Source organism: Microbacterium ginsengisoli, from assembly GCF_000956535.1.
Lineage (GTDB): Bacteria > Actinomycetota > Actinomycetes > Actinomycetales > Microbacteriaceae > Microbacterium > Microbacterium ginsengisoli.
In genome coordinates this window covers 148,624-164,364 of the sequence record NZ_JYIY01000079.1, presented here as the reverse complement: position 1 = coordinate 164,364, position 15,741 = coordinate 148,624, and the positions used below count along the sequence as shown (strand labels likewise).

Annotated in this window: 15 protein-coding genes and 1 tRNA gene; 10 read left to right on the top strand and 6 right to left on the bottom strand. The window is 70.7% G+C overall.

What is annotated here, in order from left to right; all coding sequences use genetic code 11:
• Nucleotides 1-76 precede the first annotated feature (76 nt).
• Nucleotides 77-1,681 (top strand): phosphoglycerate dehydrogenase, encoded by a 1,605-nt coding sequence (gene serA / locus RR49_RS12890; RefSeq protein ID WP_045248487.1) that lies wholly within the window; start codon nt 77-79, stop codon nt 1,679-1,681.
• Nucleotides 1,682-1,691: 10 nt separating this feature from the next.
• On the opposite strand, the gene RR49_RS12885 is transcribed toward serA, so the two are convergent.
• Nucleotides 1,692-2,234 carry a TetR/AcrR family transcriptional regulator gene (locus RR49_RS12885; RefSeq protein ID WP_045248486.1) on the bottom strand — a complete coding sequence of 181 codons (543 nt, stop codon included), beginning with the start codon at nt 2,232-2,234 and terminating at the stop codon, nt 1,692-1,694.
• Between the two features lie 66 nt (nt 2,235-2,300).
• On the opposite strand from RR49_RS12885, the gene RR49_RS12880 reads away from it, so the two are divergent.
• The 4 genes from RR49_RS12880 to RR49_RS12865 all read left to right on the top strand — a co-directional run bounded on the left by RR49_RS12880 (nt 2,301) and on the right by RR49_RS12865 (nt 6,951).
• Nucleotides 2,301-3,851 carry an MFS transporter gene (locus RR49_RS12880; RefSeq protein ID WP_045248485.1) on the top strand — a complete coding sequence of 517 codons (1,551 nt, stop codon included), beginning with the start codon at nt 2,301-2,303 and terminating at the stop codon, nt 3,849-3,851.
• A 35-nt stretch (nt 3,852-3,886) separates the two neighbouring features.
• Entirely contained in the window at nt 3,887-4,939 is a 1,053-nt protein-coding gene (locus tag RR49_RS12875) for a 3-isopropylmalate dehydrogenase (RefSeq protein ID WP_045248484.1), read from the top strand.
• 45 nt (nt 4,940-4,984) lie between these two features.
• The gene (locus RR49_RS12870) at nt 4,985-6,103 is read left to right on the top strand and encodes a branched-chain amino acid aminotransferase (RefSeq protein ID WP_045248483.1); all 1,119 of its coding nucleotides are present in this window, start codon (nt 4,985-4,987) and stop codon (nt 6,101-6,103) included.
• Between the two features lie 83 nt (nt 6,104-6,186).
• The gene (locus tag RR49_RS12865; RefSeq protein ID WP_045248482.1) at nt 6,187-6,951 is read left to right on the top strand and encodes a fumarylacetoacetate hydrolase family protein; all 765 of its coding nucleotides are present in this window, start codon (nt 6,187-6,189) and stop codon (nt 6,949-6,951) included.
• Between the two features lie 75 nt (nt 6,952-7,026).
• Here the strand turns inward: RR49_RS12865 and RR49_RS12860 are convergent, their stop codons facing one another.
• Complete coding sequence (locus RR49_RS12860) at nt 7,027-8,094, bottom strand: aminotransferase class V-fold PLP-dependent enzyme (protein ID WP_045248481.1); 1,068 nt, start codon at nt 8,092-8,094, stop codon at nt 7,027-7,029.
• Between the two features lie 81 nt (nt 8,095-8,175).
• On the opposite strand from RR49_RS12860, the gene RR49_RS12855 reads away from it, so the two are divergent.
• The 3 genes from RR49_RS12855 (at nt 8,176) to RR49_RS12845 (ending at nt 10,821) form a co-directional block, all read left to right on the top strand.
• Complete coding sequence (locus RR49_RS12855; RefSeq protein ID WP_045248480.1) at nt 8,176-9,138, top strand: LysR family transcriptional regulator; 963 nt, start codon at nt 8,176-8,178, stop codon at nt 9,136-9,138.
• Nucleotides 9,139-9,149: 11 nt separating this feature from the next.
• Nucleotides 9,150-10,664 (top strand): glutamate--tRNA ligase, encoded by a 1,515-nt coding sequence (gltX, locus tag RR49_RS12850; RefSeq protein ID WP_045248479.1) that lies wholly within the window; start codon nt 9,150-9,152, stop codon nt 10,662-10,664.
• An 85-nt stretch (nt 10,665-10,749) separates the two neighbouring features.
• Nucleotides 10,750-10,821: transfer RNA gene (locus tag RR49_RS12845), tRNA-Gln, on the top strand.
• A 68-nt stretch (nt 10,822-10,889) separates the two neighbouring features.
• Here RR49_RS12845 and RR49_RS12840 read toward each other — a convergent pair.
• Complete coding sequence (locus RR49_RS12840) at nt 10,890-11,258, bottom strand: VOC family protein (protein ID WP_045248478.1); 369 nt, start codon at nt 11,256-11,258, stop codon at nt 10,890-10,892.
• A 62-nt stretch (nt 11,259-11,320) separates the two neighbouring features.
• Between RR49_RS12840 and RR49_RS12835 the strand changes: the two genes are divergently transcribed.
• Complete coding sequence (locus RR49_RS12835) at nt 11,321-11,764, top strand: MarR family winged helix-turn-helix transcriptional regulator (RefSeq protein WP_045248477.1); 444 nt, start codon at nt 11,321-11,323, stop codon at nt 11,762-11,764.
• On the opposite strand, the gene RR49_RS12830 is transcribed toward RR49_RS12835, so the two are convergent.
• Together RR49_RS12830 and RR49_RS12825 are read right to left on the bottom strand one after the other, a co-directional pair.
• A complete protein-coding gene (locus tag RR49_RS12830) occupies nt 11,761-12,144 on the bottom strand; it encodes a VOC family protein (RefSeq protein WP_045248476.1) in 384 nt (127 codons plus the stop codon). The genes RR49_RS12835 and RR49_RS12830 overlap by 4 nt on opposite strands.
• Before the next feature lie 131 nt (nt 12,145-12,275).
• Complete coding sequence (locus RR49_RS12825; RefSeq protein WP_045248475.1) at nt 12,276-13,787, bottom strand: MFS transporter; 1,512 nt, start codon at nt 13,785-13,787, stop codon at nt 12,276-12,278.
• Nucleotides 13,788-13,899: 112 nt separating this feature from the next.
• Between RR49_RS12825 and RR49_RS12820 the strand changes: the two genes are divergently transcribed.
• Nucleotides 13,900-14,553, top strand: a complete 654-nt coding sequence (locus RR49_RS12820; RefSeq protein WP_048808875.1) for a TetR/AcrR family transcriptional regulator — start codon at nt 13,900-13,902, stop codon at nt 14,551-14,553.
• Nucleotides 14,554-14,611: 58 nt separating this feature from the next.
• Here the strand turns inward: RR49_RS12820 and RR49_RS12815 are convergent, their stop codons facing one another.
• Nucleotides 14,612-15,658, bottom strand: a complete 1,047-nt coding sequence (locus tag RR49_RS12815; protein ID WP_045248564.1) for an NAD(P)-dependent alcohol dehydrogenase — start codon at nt 15,656-15,658, stop codon at nt 14,612-14,614.
• Nucleotides 15,659-15,741: the final 83 nt, after the last annotated feature.

Below are 15,741 nucleotides of genomic sequence, written 5' to 3'. Positions count from 1 at the left end.
GCCGTGCGACCTGCGGAGCCGCTGCGCGCTCGTCCTGCGCCGTGTGCGCTCCCGGAAACGCCGAAGGATCCACCCCGTGACGAAGCCCGTCGTGCTCATCGCCGAAGAACTCTCTCCCGCCACGATCGAGGCTCTCGGCCCCGACTTCGAGGTGCGCCACGTCGACGGCGCCGACCGCTCGGCGCTGCTGCCCGCCCTCGCCGACGTCGACGCCGTGCTCGTGCGCTCGGCGACGAAGCTCGACGCCGAGGCGATCGCCGCGGCCCCTCAGCTCAAGGTCATCGCCCGCGCGGGTGTCGGTCTCGACAACGTCGACATCAAGGCGGCCACGACGGCGGGCGTCATGGTCGTGAACGCGCCGACCTCGAACATCATCTCCGCCGCCGAGCTCACGATCGGTCACATCCTCTCGCTCGCCCGCCGCATCCCGGCCGCGCACGCGTCCCTCGCCGCCGGTGCGTGGAAGCGCTCGTCGTACACGGGTGTCGAGCTCTACGAGAAGACCCTCGGCATCATCGGGCTCGGCCGCATCGGCGCGCTGATCGCGGCGCGCGTGCAGGCGTTCGGTGTGAACGTCGTGGCGTACGACCCGTACGTGACGAGCGCGCGGGCCCAGCAGCTCGGTGTGACCCTCGTGACCCTCGACGAGCTGCTCGAGCAGAGCGACTTCGTCACCATCCACATGCCGAAGACGCCCGAGACGACCGGCATGATCGGCGTCGAGCAGCTGCGTCGCATGAAGCCGACGGCCTATGTCGTCAACGTCGCGCGCGGCGGACTCATCGACGAGCAGGCGCTGTTCGACGCGCTGTCGACCGGGGAGATCGCCGGCGCCGGCCTCGACGTCTTCACGGCCGAGCCGCCGAAGGAGGGCTCCGTGGCGGCCGCGCTCACGGCGCTCCCGAACGTCGTCGTGACGCCCCACCTCGGCGCGTCGACCGATGAGGCCCAGGAGAAGGCGGGCGTCTCGGTCGCGAAGTCGGTCAAGCTCGCCCTCGAGGGCGACCTCGTGCCCGACGCGGTGAACGTCGCCGGCGGCGTGATCGACCCGTTCGTGCGCCCCGGCATCGCGCTCGTCGAGAAGCTCGGACAGATCCTCGCCGGGCTCGCGACCGGCGCCGTCACGCGCATCGACCTCGACGTGCGCGGCGAGCTCGCCGCCTACGACGTGAAGGTCTACGAGCTGGCGGCACTGAAGGGCTACTTCTCGCGCATCGTGAGCGACAACGTCTCGTACGTCAACGCTCCGCTTCTCGCGCAGCAGCGCGGGGTGGAGATCTCGCTGACGACCTCGCCCGACTCGAAGGACTACCGCAACACCACGACGCTGCGCGCCGCGCTGGCCGACGGCTCGACCCTGACGGTCGCCGGCACCCTCTCGGGCACGAAGATGGTCGAGAAGATCATCGGCATCAACGACTACGACATCGAGGTGCCGATCGCCGAGCACCACATCGTGATGCTCTACACCGACCGCCCCGGCATCGTCGCTGTCTACGGGCAGAAGTTCGGCGAGGCGGGCATCAACATCGCGGGCATGCAGATCGCACGTCGTTCGGCGGGTGGCCAGGCGCTCGCGGTGCTGACGGTCGACTCTCCGGTTCCCGACGAGATCCTCGCCGAGGTCAGCGGTGCGATCCAGGCCGACCTCTTCCGCGAGCTCTCGCTGACCGAGGTCTGAGCGCGTCGGCTCAGGCGGCGCTGCGCTCGACGAGGGCGATGAGCGCCGCGAGGGCGTCGTCGTCGAGGTCGGGTCCGGGCACGGAGCCGGTCGAGAGCGCGTTGTTGAAGTAGAGCCCGTCGCTGACGAGCATCACGAGCTGCAGCGCGGTCTCGTCGCGCGTGTGGGGGCGGAGGGTCTCCTCCCACACGTCGCGCAGGCGTCGGAGAGCGTCGGATGCCACGGCGTCGCCGTTCTGCGCGAGGCGCGACACGGTGACGATCGTGCGGTCGAACGGCGTGTTGTGCATGATCGATGACCGCATGAACGCGGCGATCGCGCCGACGGGGGAGGCGGCGACATCCGCCATCTCGGCCACGCCGCGGGAGGACATCCGCTCGATCACGGCGGACTGCAGGGCGTCCTTCGACGCGAAGTGGTAGAGCAGGCCCCCCTTCGAGACGCCGGCGGCGCGGGCGACGGCGTCCATCGTGGCGGCGGCCGGGCCGTCGGCGATCACGACGTCTTCGTAAGCGTCGAGCACGCTCTCGCGGGCGCGGGGAGGGCGACTCATGCGTTCCAGGGTAGTGAGGAGGCATCCGGCACTCTGTTACTATACCAACTGGACGGTATAGAAATGATGACACTGACTGAAGAGATCCGCCTGGCCGACGAGCAGGGGAAGCGGGTGGGATGGCGCGGCTGGGCCGCGCTCGTCGTGCTGATGCTGCCCGTGCTGCTCATCTCGGTCGACAACACCGTGCTGAGCTTCGCGCTGCCCGACATCTCCCTGCAGCTCGGCCCCACGGCCGTGCAGCAGCTGTGGATCGTCGACGTGTACCCGCTGGTGCTCGCCGGCTTCCTCGTGACGATGGGCACGCTCGGCGACCGGCTCGGCCGGCGACGGATGCTGCTCATCGGCGCCACCGGCTTCGCCGCCGTCTCCGCCGTGACCGCGTTCGCGCCGTCGGCGGAGCTGCTGATCGCCGGCCGCGCCCTGATGGGCGTGTTCGGGGCCATGCTGATGCCCTCGACGCTGTCGCTGCTGCGCAGCATCTTCACTCACCGCGACCAGCGGCGCCTCGCGATCGCGGTGTGGGCGTCGATGTTCTCCGCGGGTGCCGCGCTCGGGCCGATCGTCGGCGGCGTGCTGCTGTCGCACTTCGCCTGGGGCTCGGTCTTCCTGATGGCCGTTCCCGTGCTCATCCCGCTGCTGGTGTTCGCGCCGCTGCTCGTGCCCGAGAGCCGCGACCCGCGGCCCGGTCGCATCGACCCGGTGAGCATCGTGCTGTCGATGGCGACGACCGTGCCGATCGTGTGGGCCATCAAGGAGACCGCCGTTCACGGCGTGGGCACTGTCCCGCTCGTGCTCGTCGTCGTCGGGCTCACGGCCGGCACGCTGTTCGTGCGCCGGCAGCTGCGCGCGGAGCGCCCCATGCTCGACATGCGACTGTTCCGCTCGGGAACCTTCTCGGGCGCGCTCATCGTGAACCTCCTCAGTGTCGTCGCCCTCGTCGGATTCCTGTTCTTCGTCGCTCAGCACCTGCAGCTGATCGTGGGGCTCTCGCCGATCGAGGCGGGCCTCGCGCTCGTGCCCGGACTCGCCGTGATGATCGCGGCGGGGCTCATCGTCGTGCCGATCGCGATGCGCGCCCCCGCCCGGGTGGTCGTGCCGGTCGCGCTCGTCTTCGCGTTCGCGGGCTACGTGGCCGTCGCGTTCGCTACGGAGTCCGGGTCGCTCGCGGTGCTCATCGGCGCGTTCGCGAGCCTCGGTGCCGGCATCGGCGCGGCCGAGACCGTCTCGAACGAGCTCATCCTCTCGAGTGCCCCGGTCGCCAAGGCGGGTGCCGCGAGTGCCGTCTCCGAGACGGCCTACGAGCTGGGCGCCGTGCTCGGCACCGCGGTGCTCGGCGGCGTGCTCACGGCGCTCTACCGCGCGCACCTGGTGGTGCCGGTCGGCGTGCCCGACGACGTCGCCGTCGCCGCACGCGAGACGCTCGCCGGGGCCGTGCACGCGGCGGGGGAGCTGCCCGCCGCGGTCGGTCAGGCGCTGCAGGATGCCGCGGCATCCGCCTTCGACCAGGGAGCCTTCGTGACGGCGCTCATCGGGGCCGCGCTCGTCGTCGTGGCCGCCGTCGTGGCGGCCACTACGCTGGGATCGACCCGCAGCGCGGGACGGTCGGATCACTGACGAGCCGCAGCGCTGCCCTACCCGCGAGGAGAGCAATGTCGCGCGTCGTGAAGCTGGCCGTCATCCCCGGTGACGGCATCGGCCCCGAGGTCGTCGCCGAGGCCGAGAAGGTGCTCGACGCCGTCACGGCCGGCAGCGAGGTCGTCTTCGACAAGACGCGCTTCTCGCTCGGGGCGGCGCGCTACCTCGAGACCGGCGACACCCTCACCGACGCCGACCTCGCCGCCATCGCGGGGCACGACGCCATTCTGCTCGGAGCTGTCGGCGGTGTTCCCGGCGACCCTCGCCTGAAGGACGCGAACATCGAGCGAGGGCTGCTGCTGAAGCTGCGGTTCGAGCTCGACCACTACGTGAACCTGCGCCCGTCGACGCTCTACCCGAGCGTGCCGGGGCCGCTGCGCGACCCGGGCGAGGTCGACTTCGTCGTGGTGCGTGAAGGCACCGAAGGCCCCTACGTCGGCAACGGCGGGGCGATCCGCCGCGGCACGCCGCACGAGGTCGCGAACGAGACATCCGTGAACACCGCCTACGGTGTCGAACGGGTCGTCCGCTACGCGTTCGACCTCGCCGAACGACGGGGCAAGAAGCTCACCCTCGTGCACAAGACCAACGTGCTCGTCAACGCCGGGTCCCTCTGGCACCGGCTCGTGCTCGCGGTCGGCGCGGAGCACCCCGAGGTCGCCGTAGACTACATGCACGTCGATGCGGCCACGATCCACCTGGTCACGAACCCGTCCCGTTTCGACGTCATCGTCACCGACAACCTCTTCGGCGACATTCTGACCGACTTGGCCGGGGCCATCACCGGCGGCATCGGTCTCGCCGCCTCGGGGAACATCAACCCCGACGGTGCGTTCCCGTCGATGTTCGAGCCCGTTCACGGTTCGGCCCCCGACATCGCCGGCACCCAGCAGGCCGACCCCACGGCCGCGATCCTCTCCGTCGCGCTGCTGCTCGATCACCTCGGGCTCACCACGGAGGCCACCCGCGTCACCCGCGCCGTCGAGGCCGACATCGCCTCGCGCTCCGACGCCCCTCGCACGACTTCCGCCATCGGCGACGCGATCGCCGCGCGCCTGCAGGCGTAACCTGACAGCACCGCGCGCTTCGCGCCGAGCATTCCAGGATGTGACATGACTCTCACCGACACGAACGACACCGCTCTCGCCCCCCTCGACTTCGCCGTCACGAAGAACCTCGCCGCCGCCTCTCCCGCGGCCCGCGAGGAGATCCTCGCGAACCCCGGATTCGGCCAGAAGTTCACCGACCACATGGTCGACATCTGCTGGTCGGCCGGCGGCGGCTGGCACCGCCCCCGCGTGCAGCCGTACGGTCCGATCTCGCTCGACCCCGCGGCATCCGTGCTGCACTACGGGCAGGAGATCTTCGAGGGGCTGAAGGCCTACCGCTGGGCCGACGGATCGATCCGCACGTTCCGCCCCGATCGCAACGCGGCGCGGCTGCGCGCGTCGGCCCGTCGGCTGGCCCTGCCGGAGCTTCCTACGGAGTATTTCGTGCAGTCGCTGCGTGAGCTCATCGCGGTCGACGGCGACTGGGTGCCGTCGGCTCCCGAGACGAGCCTGTACCTGCGCCCCTTCATGTTCGCGAAGGAGGCCTTCCTGGGCGTGCGCGCGGCGAAGAAGGTCGCGTACTACGTGATCGCGAGCCCCGCGGGCGCCTACTTCCACGGTGGCATCGCGCCGGTGAAGATCTGGCTCGAGACCGAGTTCTCCCGTGCGGGAAACGGTGGTCTCGGCGCGGCGAAGACCGGCGGCAACTATGCCGCGAGCCTCCTCCCGCACGAGAAGGCGGCCGCCCACGGCTGCGCGCAGGAGCTCTACCTGGATGCCGCGGAGGGCCGCTACATCGAGGAGCTCGGCGGCATGAACGTCGTGTTCGTGCGACGCGACGGCAGCCTGCTGGTGCCGGATTCCGACTCGATCCTGCCCTCGATCACCCGTGACTCGGTGCTCACCGTCGCGCGCGATCTCGGTCACGAGGCGGAGATCCGCCAGGTCGCGATCGACGAGTGGCGCGAGGGCGTCGACTCGGGCGAGATCGTCGAGGCGTTCGCGTGCGGCACGGCTGCCGTCATCACGCCGATCGGCCAGCTCATCGGCGAGGAGTACACCATCGGCGACCCCGACGCGCCGGCGGGCGCGCTCACGATGGAGATCCGCCAGGTGCTCACCGACATCCAGTACGGACGTCGCGAGGACACGCACGGCTGGATGCTGCGCCTCGACGACTGAGCATCTCTCACCGTCACGACGGCGGGCCGCGGCATCCACCGCGCGCCCGCCGTCGGCGTTCGTGCGCTGACTAGGCTGACGGGGTGAAGATCGCCCGTTTCAGCCACCAGGACGCCATCCGCTACGGCATCGTCGACGAGGGCGAGCTCGTCGTGCTCGCCGCCGACCCGCTGTTCGCCGGGTTCGAGACGACGGGGGAGCGTGTGCCGCTCGCCGACGCGGCGCTGCTGGCTCCGGTGATCCCGCGGTCGAAGGTCGTGTGCGTGGGGAAGAACTATCACGACCACGCGGCGGAGATGGGCGGTGAGGCGCCGGCGGCGCCCTTGCTGTTCCTGAAGCCCAACACCGCGGTCATCGGCCCGGGGGATTCGATCGTTCGTCCGCCGCAGTCCGAGCGCACTGACTTCGAGGGCGAGCTGGCCGTCGTGATCGGCCGCATCGCGAAGAACGTCCCCGCCGAGCGGGCGCTCGACTACGTGTTCGGGTACACGGTCGGCAACGACGTCACCGCGCGGGACATCCAGTACTCCGACGGCCAGTGGACGCGCGGGAAGGGCTTCGACACGTTCTGCCCGCTCGGTCCGGCGATCGAGACCGAGTTCGACATCGCCTCGGCGCGGGTGCAGACCCGGCTCAACGGCGAGGTGGCGCAGGATGCCCCGCTGACCGACATGATCCACTCGGTGCCGGACATCATCGCGTACGCGTCGGCGGCGTTCACGCTGCTGCCGGGCGATGTGATCCTCACCGGCACGCCGGCGGGCGTCGGTCCGTTCAACGCGGGCGACACCGTCGAGGTCGAGATCACCGGTCTCGGCGTGCTGCGCAACACCGCACGCAACGCCTGAGGTCGGCGAGGGCGCGTCGTTCGACGGCTCGACGCGCCGCCCGACGTGCGTCGCCGCCGGAGCTCGGCGAGCAGGTCAGCGACCGAGCGCGCGCGCGGCGAGCTCGACGTCGTCGGCGTCGTTGAACACGTGGAACGCGACCCGGGCGCGACCGGCGCGTCCCGAGGCCGTGATGCCGGCTGCATTCAGGCGTGCGAGGTCGCACCCGGTCGGGTCGGCCCACGTGACGATCGCGCTGCCGGTCGCGGGAAGCTCGAGGCGGGCGCGGAACGCGTCGGCGAGCGTGCGGGTGTGCGCGTGGAGAGCCGCCGGGTCGACTCCGGCGAACAGGGCGAGCGCCGGCGCGGCGCCGATGAACGCCTGCCAGGCGGGGGAGACGTCGAAGCGCGACGCGTCGGCGGCGAGGGCCACCTGGCTGCCGTAGCACGAGGTCCACGGGTCCTCGCCGGCGCACCATCCCGCCTGGCGGGCGGGGATGTGCGGCTGGAACCCGGCGGAGACGGCGAGCACCGCGACACCGCGCGGTGCGCACAGCCACTTGTAGGTATGGCAGATCACGGCGTCGAACGCGCCGCCGTCGACGGGCAGCCAGCCGAGCGCCTGTGTCGCATCGCAGAGCGTGCGCGCGCCGTGGCGGCGGGCCGCGGCGGTGATCGCGGCGGCATCCGCGATCTCTCCCGTGGCCGACTGCACGAGCGAGAACGCGACGAGAGCGGTGTCACCGCGCACCTCGTCGGCGAGGCGCGCGAGCGGGACCGAGCGCACGCGGATGCCGCGCCCGGCGTGCACGAACGGCATCACGATGGATGAGAAGTCACCCTCGACGCACAGCACCTCGGCGCCGTCGGGCACCGCGGCGGCGATGAGCGCCGCGAGCACCGACGTCTGCGACCCGAGGGCGATGCGGTCGGCGCCGACGCCGAGCAGCGTCGCGGCGTGGCGTCGGGTCTCGGTGACCGCGAGCTCGTAGCGGGCGAGGTCGGGCTGTCCGGAATACGCGGCGTCGAGGTCGGCGCGCAGCGCATCGCGCGACGCCCAGGGCGGCAGCCCGGTGGTGCACGCAGCGAGGTAGCCGCGACCGCCCGCGAACTCCGCGCGCGCGTCGGCGATCGTCGGCGCGGGGGAGAGCGTCGCAGGTGCCATGTCTCCAGCGTGACGGGGAGGCATCCATTCGTCTAGGACAGGTTGTGGATCGAAAACATGCGATTCGTTTATGATTCGAGGATGTCGCTTCCCACCCCCGATCCCGGCTTCGACGCGCACTCGCTGCGCCTCGTGAAGGCGATCGCCGACACCGGATCGATCACCGCGGCCGCCGCCGCGCTGGGCTACAGCCAGCCCGCGGTCAGCCAGCACCTCAAGGCGCTCGAATCCCGGCTGGGCGTGCCGCTGGTCGAGCGGGTGGGGCGGCGTGTGCGACTGTCGGAGGCGGGGCGCGTGCTCGCCCGGCACGCGCCGACCGTGACGACAGCGCTCGAGGCGGCGGCGGGGGAGCTGGCGGAGCTGCGGGGGCTGAAGTCGGGACGCGTGCGCCTGGTCGGTTTCCCGTCGGCGTCGCCGACGGTCGTGCCGCGGCTGCTCGCCCGGCTCGCCGAGACGGTCGCGGGCGTGACGGTCACCTACGTCGAGGCCGAGCCGCCCGCGGCGGTCGAGGCCGTGCGCGACGACCGTGCCGACATCGCGCTCACGTTCAGCTACCCGGGTGACCGCGATGATCCGCATCGGGCGAGCGCCCAGGGGCTGTCGGTGCGGGAGATCGCGGTCGAGCCGATGATCGCGGTGCTGCCCGCGACCCACCCCGCTGCCGCGCACACGACGGTCGATGTCGCGTCCCTCGCGTCCGAGGACTGGATCGCCGGCTGCCCGCAGTGCCGCGGACACCTGCTCGAGCTCTGCGACCGTGCGGGGTTCGTGCCGCGTATCACGTTCGAGACCGACAACTTCGTGGCCGTGGAGAGTCTCGTCGCGCAGGGGATCGGGGTGGCGACGCTGCCGCGGCTGGCCGTGGCATCCTTCCCGGCGCTGCCGGGCATCGTGACCGTGCCGTTGCCCGCAACCGAGCAGCGCACGCTGCACACCGTCACCGCGCACGGGGCGGAGCGGGTGCCGGCGGTCGCCGCCGTGCTCGCCGCGATCGCCGAGGTGACGGCGGCAGTGGCCTCGGGCGGCGACGGCCCGGCGAACTAGACTGGACGGCGATGTCTTCCGCACCGCACCCCGCCACCACGACCGCCGCCGGACCCGACGTTCGGGTGCGGTTCTGCCCCTCGCCGACCGGCCTTCCGCACGTCGGCATGGTGCGCACGGCCCTCTACAACTGGGGCTATGCGCGTCACACGGGCGGCAAGCTCATCTTCCGCGTCGAGGACACGGATGCCGCGCGCGACAGCGAGGAGAGCTACCGTCAGCTCGTCGACGCGCTCACCTGGCTCAAGATCGACTGGGACGAGGGTGTCGAGGTCGGCGGCCCGCACGCGCCGTATCGGCAGTCTGAGCGCACCGCGATCTACGAGGACGTGCTGACGAAGCTCGTCGCCACCGGGCTCGTGTACGAGAGCTACTCGACTCCCGAGGAGATCGACGCGCGCAACGAGGCGGCCGGCCGCGCGAAGCAGCTCGGTTACGACAACCACGACCGTGACCTCACCGACGCGCAGCGCGAGGCGTTCCGCGCGGAAGGGCGCGAGCCGGCGTTCCGGCTGCGGGTGCCCGACACCGACCTGACCTACGTCGACCTGATCCGCGGCGAGGTGACGTTCCCGGCCGGATCCTTCCCCGACTTCGTCATCGTGCGCGCGGGCGGCAAGTTCCTCTACCCGTTCACGAACCCGGTCGACGACGCGCTCATGGGCATCACCCACGTCATCCGCGGCGAGGACATCATGCCGTCGACCGCGCGCCAGCTCGCGCTGTACGACGCGCTCATCCAGGCGGGCGTCACCAACTTCGTGCCCCGCTTCGGCCACATGCCGCTGGTGCTGGGGGAGACGGGCACCAAGAAGCTCTCCAAGCGCGACCCGCAGGCGGATCTGTTCCTGCAGCGCGAGCGCGGCTTCATACACGAGGGCCTGCTGAACTATCTGGCGCTCCTCGGCTGGTCGATCGCCGCCGACCGCGACGTGTTCTCGCTCGAGGAGTTCACCGCCGCGTTCGACATCGCCGATGTGAACCCGAATCCGGCCCGCTTCGACCAGAAGAAGGCCGAGTCGATCAACGGCGACCACATCCGCCTGCTCGCCCCCGACGACTTCGCCGCCCGCATCGTGCCGTACCTGCAGCACGCCGGTGTCATCTCGGATGCCCCGACCCCCGCGGAGACCGCGCTGATCGCCGCCGCGGCACCCCTCGTACAGGAGCGCGTGCAGGTGCTCGGCGACGTGCCGGGCCTCCTCGGCTTCCTGTTCACCGGCACCGTCACCTACGAAGACGACGCCCTCGCGGGGCTTCCGGCGAACGCCGGCGAGGTGCTGGTTGCGTCGGTCGGTGCACTCGAGGAGGTCGCCGAGCAGGGGTTCGACGCGGCATCCGTGCAGGACGCCCTGCAGACCGCGCTCGTCGACGGCCTCGGCCTCAAGCCGCGGGTCGCCTACGGCCCGCTGCGCGTCGCGCTGAGCGGTCGCCGGGTGTCGCCGCCGCTGTTCGAGTCGATGGAGCTGCTCGGCAAGCAGGCCACCATCGCGCGCCTCGACGCGCTCGTGCAGCGGATCGGCTGACCGCCACCGGCGTGCCGGGAATTGGCGCGCGGGGAGGGCGTCGGGTAGACTCGACCCTCGGTGCGACTGAGGTCGTTCACCCCCTTGGGGTATGGTGTAATTGGCAACACGGCTGATTCTGGTTCAGTTGTTCTTGGTTCGAGTCCAGGTACCCCAGCAAGACGAAGAAGCCCGGAAGTCCGCATCTCGCGGAGCATCCGGGCTTCTTGCTGTGTGCGGCGAGGCTCAGCCGCGGTCGTGCAGCGTGACGTGGTACCCGTCGGGGTCGGCGAACGTGAACGTGCGGCCGAAGGGTCCGTCGAACGGTGCGGTGACGATGGGGTGGCCGGCGGCTGCCAGGGCGTCATGGATCTCCTGCACGCCAATCGCGTGCAACCAGAGGGCGACGCCGAGACCCGGCTGCACGACGCTGTCGAGATCGGTGCCGGCGACCAGGTCGCGCAGGGCGAAGGCGATGGGGGTCGTCGTGAAGACGACGGCGTGCGGCGGACCTGCGGGGGAGCGTTCGAGGCCGAGGAAGTCTTCGTAGAACGCCTGCGATGCGTCGAGGTCGCGCACCTGCAGCGAGACGAAATCGGGGCCGGTGACGGGCATGGGTGCTCCTTCGATCTGGTGTCAGATTTCTGACATGCCCGAGAGTATGTCAGAATACTGACATGAGTCAAGCTGGTGAGGCGATCGACCTCGACACATCGCTGGGATACCTGCTCAAACAGGCGGCCAGCGCGCTGCGCGCCGCCATGGAGGACGCACTTCGCCCGCACGACATGACCGTCACCCACTACTCCTGCCTTGAACTGCTCGCGCAGCGGCCCGGACTCTCGAACTCGGAGCTCGCCCGCGGCGCGTTCATCACGCGTCAGTCGATGAACGTGCTGCTGCAGGCTCTCGAACGCGACGGGTCGGTGGTGCGGCCGGCTGAGGCCGCAGTGGGCAAGGCGCTGCCGGCGCAACTGACCGAGCTCGGCCGCGAGCGGCTGGCTGCGGCATCCATCGCGGTGAGAGGCGTCGAGAAGCGGATGCTGGTGGGCATGACCGACCCCGAACAGGTCGCGGCCTTCGGCGCCCTGCAGAGCATGGTGCGCGCGCTTCGCTCCTAGGGGCGGGCGCTGACGCGGATCTCCTGCAGCGACCAGGAGTTGCCGTCGGGATCGCGGAAGTGCGCGTACAGCACCCCGCCCATGTCGTCGATGCCGCTCACGGTCGCCCCTCGCGCGACAAGTTCGTCGCGGGCCGCAGCGACGTCGTCGACGACGAGGTGAAGGCCCGTGATCACCGACTCATCGGGCGTGGGGAGCCCGAAGCCGGTGCCGAACGCGATGGAGCACGCCGAACCCGGCGGGGTGAGCTGCACGATGCGCATGCCCTCCCGCGGGCTCACATCGTGGTCGAGGTGGAAGCCGATGACATCCCGGTAGAAGGCGATGCTGCGAGCGACGTCGGAGACCGGGATCGGGACGAGTTCGAGCTTCATGTCCATCGGATGCCTCCTTCGCGGGTCGGCTCGAGGTGCGGGCCGCGCGGCCCACACTACTCACGCCGAACCCACGACGATGCCCCATCGGTCGCGCGGCGGAGCCGCAGCGACCGATGGGGCATCGGTGTTCGAGATCAGTGCGCGGCGACCGGCAGCGCGTCCGGGTCGGCGACCGTCGCGACCGACGTGCCGCGGCCCTTGCGACGGAACAGCAGCACCGAGAGCACCGCGCCGACCGCGAAGAAGATCGCGCCCGACACGTAGGCCGCCTGGTAGCCCGCGATCGCCGCCGACTCGCCGAGCGTGGGCGTGCGCACCGTCTGCGCGGCGATGTAGTTCGTCACGGCAGTGGCCGCGATCGTGTTCAGGAGCGCCGTACCGATCGATCCGCCGACCTGCTGGCTCGTGTTCACCATCGCCGAGGCGACGCCCGCGAAGTGGCGGTCGACGCCCAGCGTCGCTGTCTGCATCGAGGCGGGCATGATCGAGCCCATCGCGAACCCGAGAACGAGCAGCGCCGGCAGCACGTCGGCCGCATAGGTGCTGTCGAGCGAGAGGCGGGTGAGCAGCAGCATCCCGATCACTCCCAGGACCATGCCGAACGGCACCATCACCTTCGCGCCGAGGCGGGGCAGCAGCAGGTTGGTCGACAGCTGCGCGGCGATCACCAGCATCACGACCATCGGCAGGAAGCCGAGGCCGGTCTGGATGGGAGTGAACTTCAGCGAACCCTGCAGGAAGTAGGTCAGGAACAGGAAGATCCCGAACATGCCCGCACCCGCGATGAGGATCGAGAGGTAGGCGGCTGCGCGGTTGCGGTCGAGCACGATCGTCAGGGGCAGGAGGGGGTGCGACGCGCGGCGCTGCCACAGCACGAACGCGATCAGGAAGACACCCGCGGCGGTGAGCACGCCCCACGCGAGCGGCGAGTCCCAGCCGTCGGTCTCGGCGTTGGCGAAGCCGTAGACGATGCCGAACAGACCCGCCGACACCAGGATGGTGCCCGGCACATCGAGCTTCGGACGCGGACCGTGACGCTCGATGCGGCCGACGAAGACGATGACGCCCACGATCGCGACGATGGCGATGAACACGTTGATGTAGAGGTTCCAGCGCCAGTCGAGCTTCTCGGTGAGGAACCCGCCGAGGAGCAGGCCCACGGCGCCCCCGGCGCCGGCGATCGCACCGAACACTCCGAACGCGCGCGCCCGCTCGCGCGGGATCGTGAAGGTCGTGGTGAGCACGGCCAGCGCCGTCGGGGCGAGCAGTGCGCCGAACGCGCCCTGCAGGGCGCGCGAGGCGACCAGCACCTCGAAGGTGGGAGCTGCGCCACCGAGAGCGGATGCCGCGGCGAACCCGACCAGGCCGATGATGAACGCCGGCTTGCGGCCGATCAGGTCGGAGATGCGACCGCCGAACAGCAGCAGTGCACCGAAGGCGAGCGAGTAGGCCGTGATGACCCACTGGCGGTCGCCGTCGGAGAAGCCGAGGTCGGCCTGGGCGGAGGGGAGGGCGATGTTCACGACCGTCGAGTCGAGCACCACCATGAGCTGCGCGAGGCCGACGATGACGAGAGTCAGCCAGCGGCGCGACGAGGGAGCCGAGGGAGTGGAGGCGGCCGGGGCGGTCGCGGTGGGGGAAGTCATGACGGTCACTCTATACGGAACTGCGGCGTTCCGGAAATGAAAAGTTCTAGAACTCTTTCGTACCGATTCGACGTACACTGTGAGGACACCCCCGCGAAAGGAGACCGCTGCGATGACGCCGCTGGATCTCGTCGACCCCCTCCTCGCCGAGCCCGACCTGTCCGATGTCGAGGGCGTGAAGCCCGGCCGCAAGCGCGATCACACGCGCGACCCGGAGATCCTCGACGCCGCCCTCGAGGTGCTCGCCGAGACCGGCTACGACGGCATGACGGTCGACATGGTCGCCACGCGGGCCCGCGCGGGCAAGGCCACGCTCTATCGCCGCTGGCCCTCGAAGGCCGAGCTCGTCATCGACGCCGTCGCCTGCATGAAGCGCGGCGCGTACGACCAGGACTCACTGCCCGACACCGGCACGCTGCGCGGTGACCTCGTCGCCATGATCAAGGCTCCGTCGATCGAAGACGGCGAACGCAAGCTGCAGATCATGGCGGGCATCGTCTCGATGCTCTCGCGCTCTCCCGAGCTCGCCGACGCCGCGCACGACGCACTGGTCGAGCCGCGCGCGGCCGCGAACCGCTTCCTCTATCAGCGCGCGAAGGACCGTGGGGAGATCCCCGACGGGCGCGACCTCGAGCTTGTCGCGACCGTCAGTTCGGCGATGGTCGCCCACCGTGTGCTCATGGAGCGTAAGCCGGTCACGCGCGAGTTCCTCATCTCGGTCATCGACCACGTGGTGCTGCCGGCGCTCGGCATCCCGCGCGACTGACCCGCAGACGCACGAGCGGGCGCCGGATCCCTCCGGCGCCCGCTCGCTGTGTCGGCGCTCAGGCGTGCGGAACGATGACCGCGCGCGCGGACAGCTTGCCGTCCTGCAGCAGGTGGTACGCCTCGAGGGCGTCGTCGAGCGAGAAGCGCTGCACATCCGGGGTGATCTGACCCGCCCGGTACATCTCGACGACGTCGTGAAGGTCGGCCACCGTGCCCCAGTACGAGTTCGTGATGACCGACTCGTAGGGCGTCGTGAAGAAGTTCCACGACACGGTGCCGCCGGCGATGCCGACGACCTGGATGCGGCCTCCGACCGCGACGCTCTGCTGTGCGAGCGCGATCGTGGGAGTCGCGCCCACGAAGTCGAACACGGCGTCGACACCGCGCCCGCCGGTGAGCTCGCGGATGCGCGCGGCCTGGCCCTCGCCGCCCGCGACGGTGACGGCACCACGCTCGGCGGCGAGCGTCATCGCGTCCTCCTTGGTGTCGGTCGCGATGATCGTCGCACCGGTGAGAGCCCGCAGGATCTGCACCGCGATCTGCCCGAGTCCGCCCAGGCCGATGACGAGGGCGAACGCGCCGCCCTTGTTCAACTGCGGCAGCGCGAGCCGGATCGCGTGATAGGGCGTGAGGGCGGCGTCTGCGAGGGGCGCGGCCGCGACCGGATCGGCGTCGCCGAGCGGCACGAGGTGCGCGGCCGGAACCGTCACATACTCGGCCATGCCGCCGTCGCGACCGAGGCCGATTCCCTGATACGGCAGCGTCGCCGCGTTCTCGCAGTAGGTCTCCGCGCCCTGCACGCACGCGCGGCAGTGGCCGCATCCGGTGGGTCCGTAGACGAGATACGCGTCACCCGGGGTGAAGCCGGTGACCCCGGCGCCGACCGCCTCCACCCAGCCCGAGGTCTCGTGGCCCAGGGTGTACGGCGGGGTGAGGCCCGACACGCCGGTGCTCTCGTCGAAGTCGTGGAACAGCGACACATCGCTGTGGCAGGCGCCGGAGCCGGCGACCTTCAGCAGCACCTCCCCGGGACCGGGCTCGGGGCGCTCGACCTCCTCGAGAGTGGGGAAGGTCTTCCAAGCCGTCAGGCGTACAGCACGCATCGTCACGTCCTCCAAGGCGTCACAGTCCGAAGGCCCGCGCGCGGGTGCACGACGGGCCGGCGCCCGCGTCGCCGGTGCGGCTC

What these genes read in the sequence shown, in the direction of transcription:
- RR49_RS12880 (WP_045248485.1), top strand. Translation starts at nt 2,301, where the DNA reads ATGACACTGACTGAAGAGATCCGCCTGGCCGACGAGCAGGGGAAGCGG.
- RR49_RS12815 (WP_045248564.1), bottom strand. Translation starts at nt 15,658, where the DNA reads ATGCGTGCTGTACGCCTGACGGCTTGGAAGACCTTCCCCACTCTCGAG.
- RR49_RS12820 (WP_048808875.1), top strand. Translation starts at nt 13,900, where the DNA reads ATGACGCCGCTGGATCTCGTCGACCCCCTCCTCGCCGAGCCCGACCTG.
- RR49_RS12825 (WP_045248475.1), bottom strand. Translation starts at nt 13,787, where the DNA reads ATGACTTCCCCCACCGCGACCGCCCCGGCCGCCTCCACTCCCTCGGCT.
- RR49_RS12840 (WP_045248478.1), bottom strand. Translation starts at nt 11,258, where the DNA reads ATGCCCGTCACCGGCCCCGATTTCGTCTCGCTGCAGGTGCGCGACCTC.
- RR49_RS12855 (WP_045248480.1), top strand. Translation starts at nt 8,176, where the DNA reads ATGTCGCTTCCCACCCCCGATCCCGGCTTCGACGCGCACTCGCTGCGC.
- RR49_RS12875 (WP_045248484.1), top strand. Translation starts at nt 3,887, where the DNA reads ATGTCGCGCGTCGTGAAGCTGGCCGTCATCCCCGGTGACGGCATCGGC.
- RR49_RS12870 (WP_045248483.1), top strand. Translation starts at nt 4,985, where the DNA reads ATGACTCTCACCGACACGAACGACACCGCTCTCGCCCCCCTCGACTTC.
- RR49_RS12830 (WP_045248476.1), bottom strand. Translation starts at nt 12,144, where the DNA reads ATGGACATGAAGCTCGAACTCGTCCCGATCCCGGTCTCCGACGTCGCT.
- RR49_RS12835 (WP_045248477.1), top strand. Translation starts at nt 11,321, where the DNA reads ATGAGTCAAGCTGGTGAGGCGATCGACCTCGACACATCGCTGGGATAC.
- RR49_RS12860 (WP_045248481.1), bottom strand. Translation starts at nt 8,094, where the DNA reads ATGGCACCTGCGACGCTCTCCCCCGCGCCGACGATCGCCGACGCGCGC.
- RR49_RS12885 (WP_045248486.1), bottom strand. Translation starts at nt 2,234, where the DNA reads ATGAGTCGCCCTCCCCGCGCCCGCGAGAGCGTGCTCGACGCTTACGAA.
- gltX (WP_045248479.1), top strand. Translation starts at nt 9,150, where the DNA reads ATGTCTTCCGCACCGCACCCCGCCACCACGACCGCCGCCGGACCCGAC.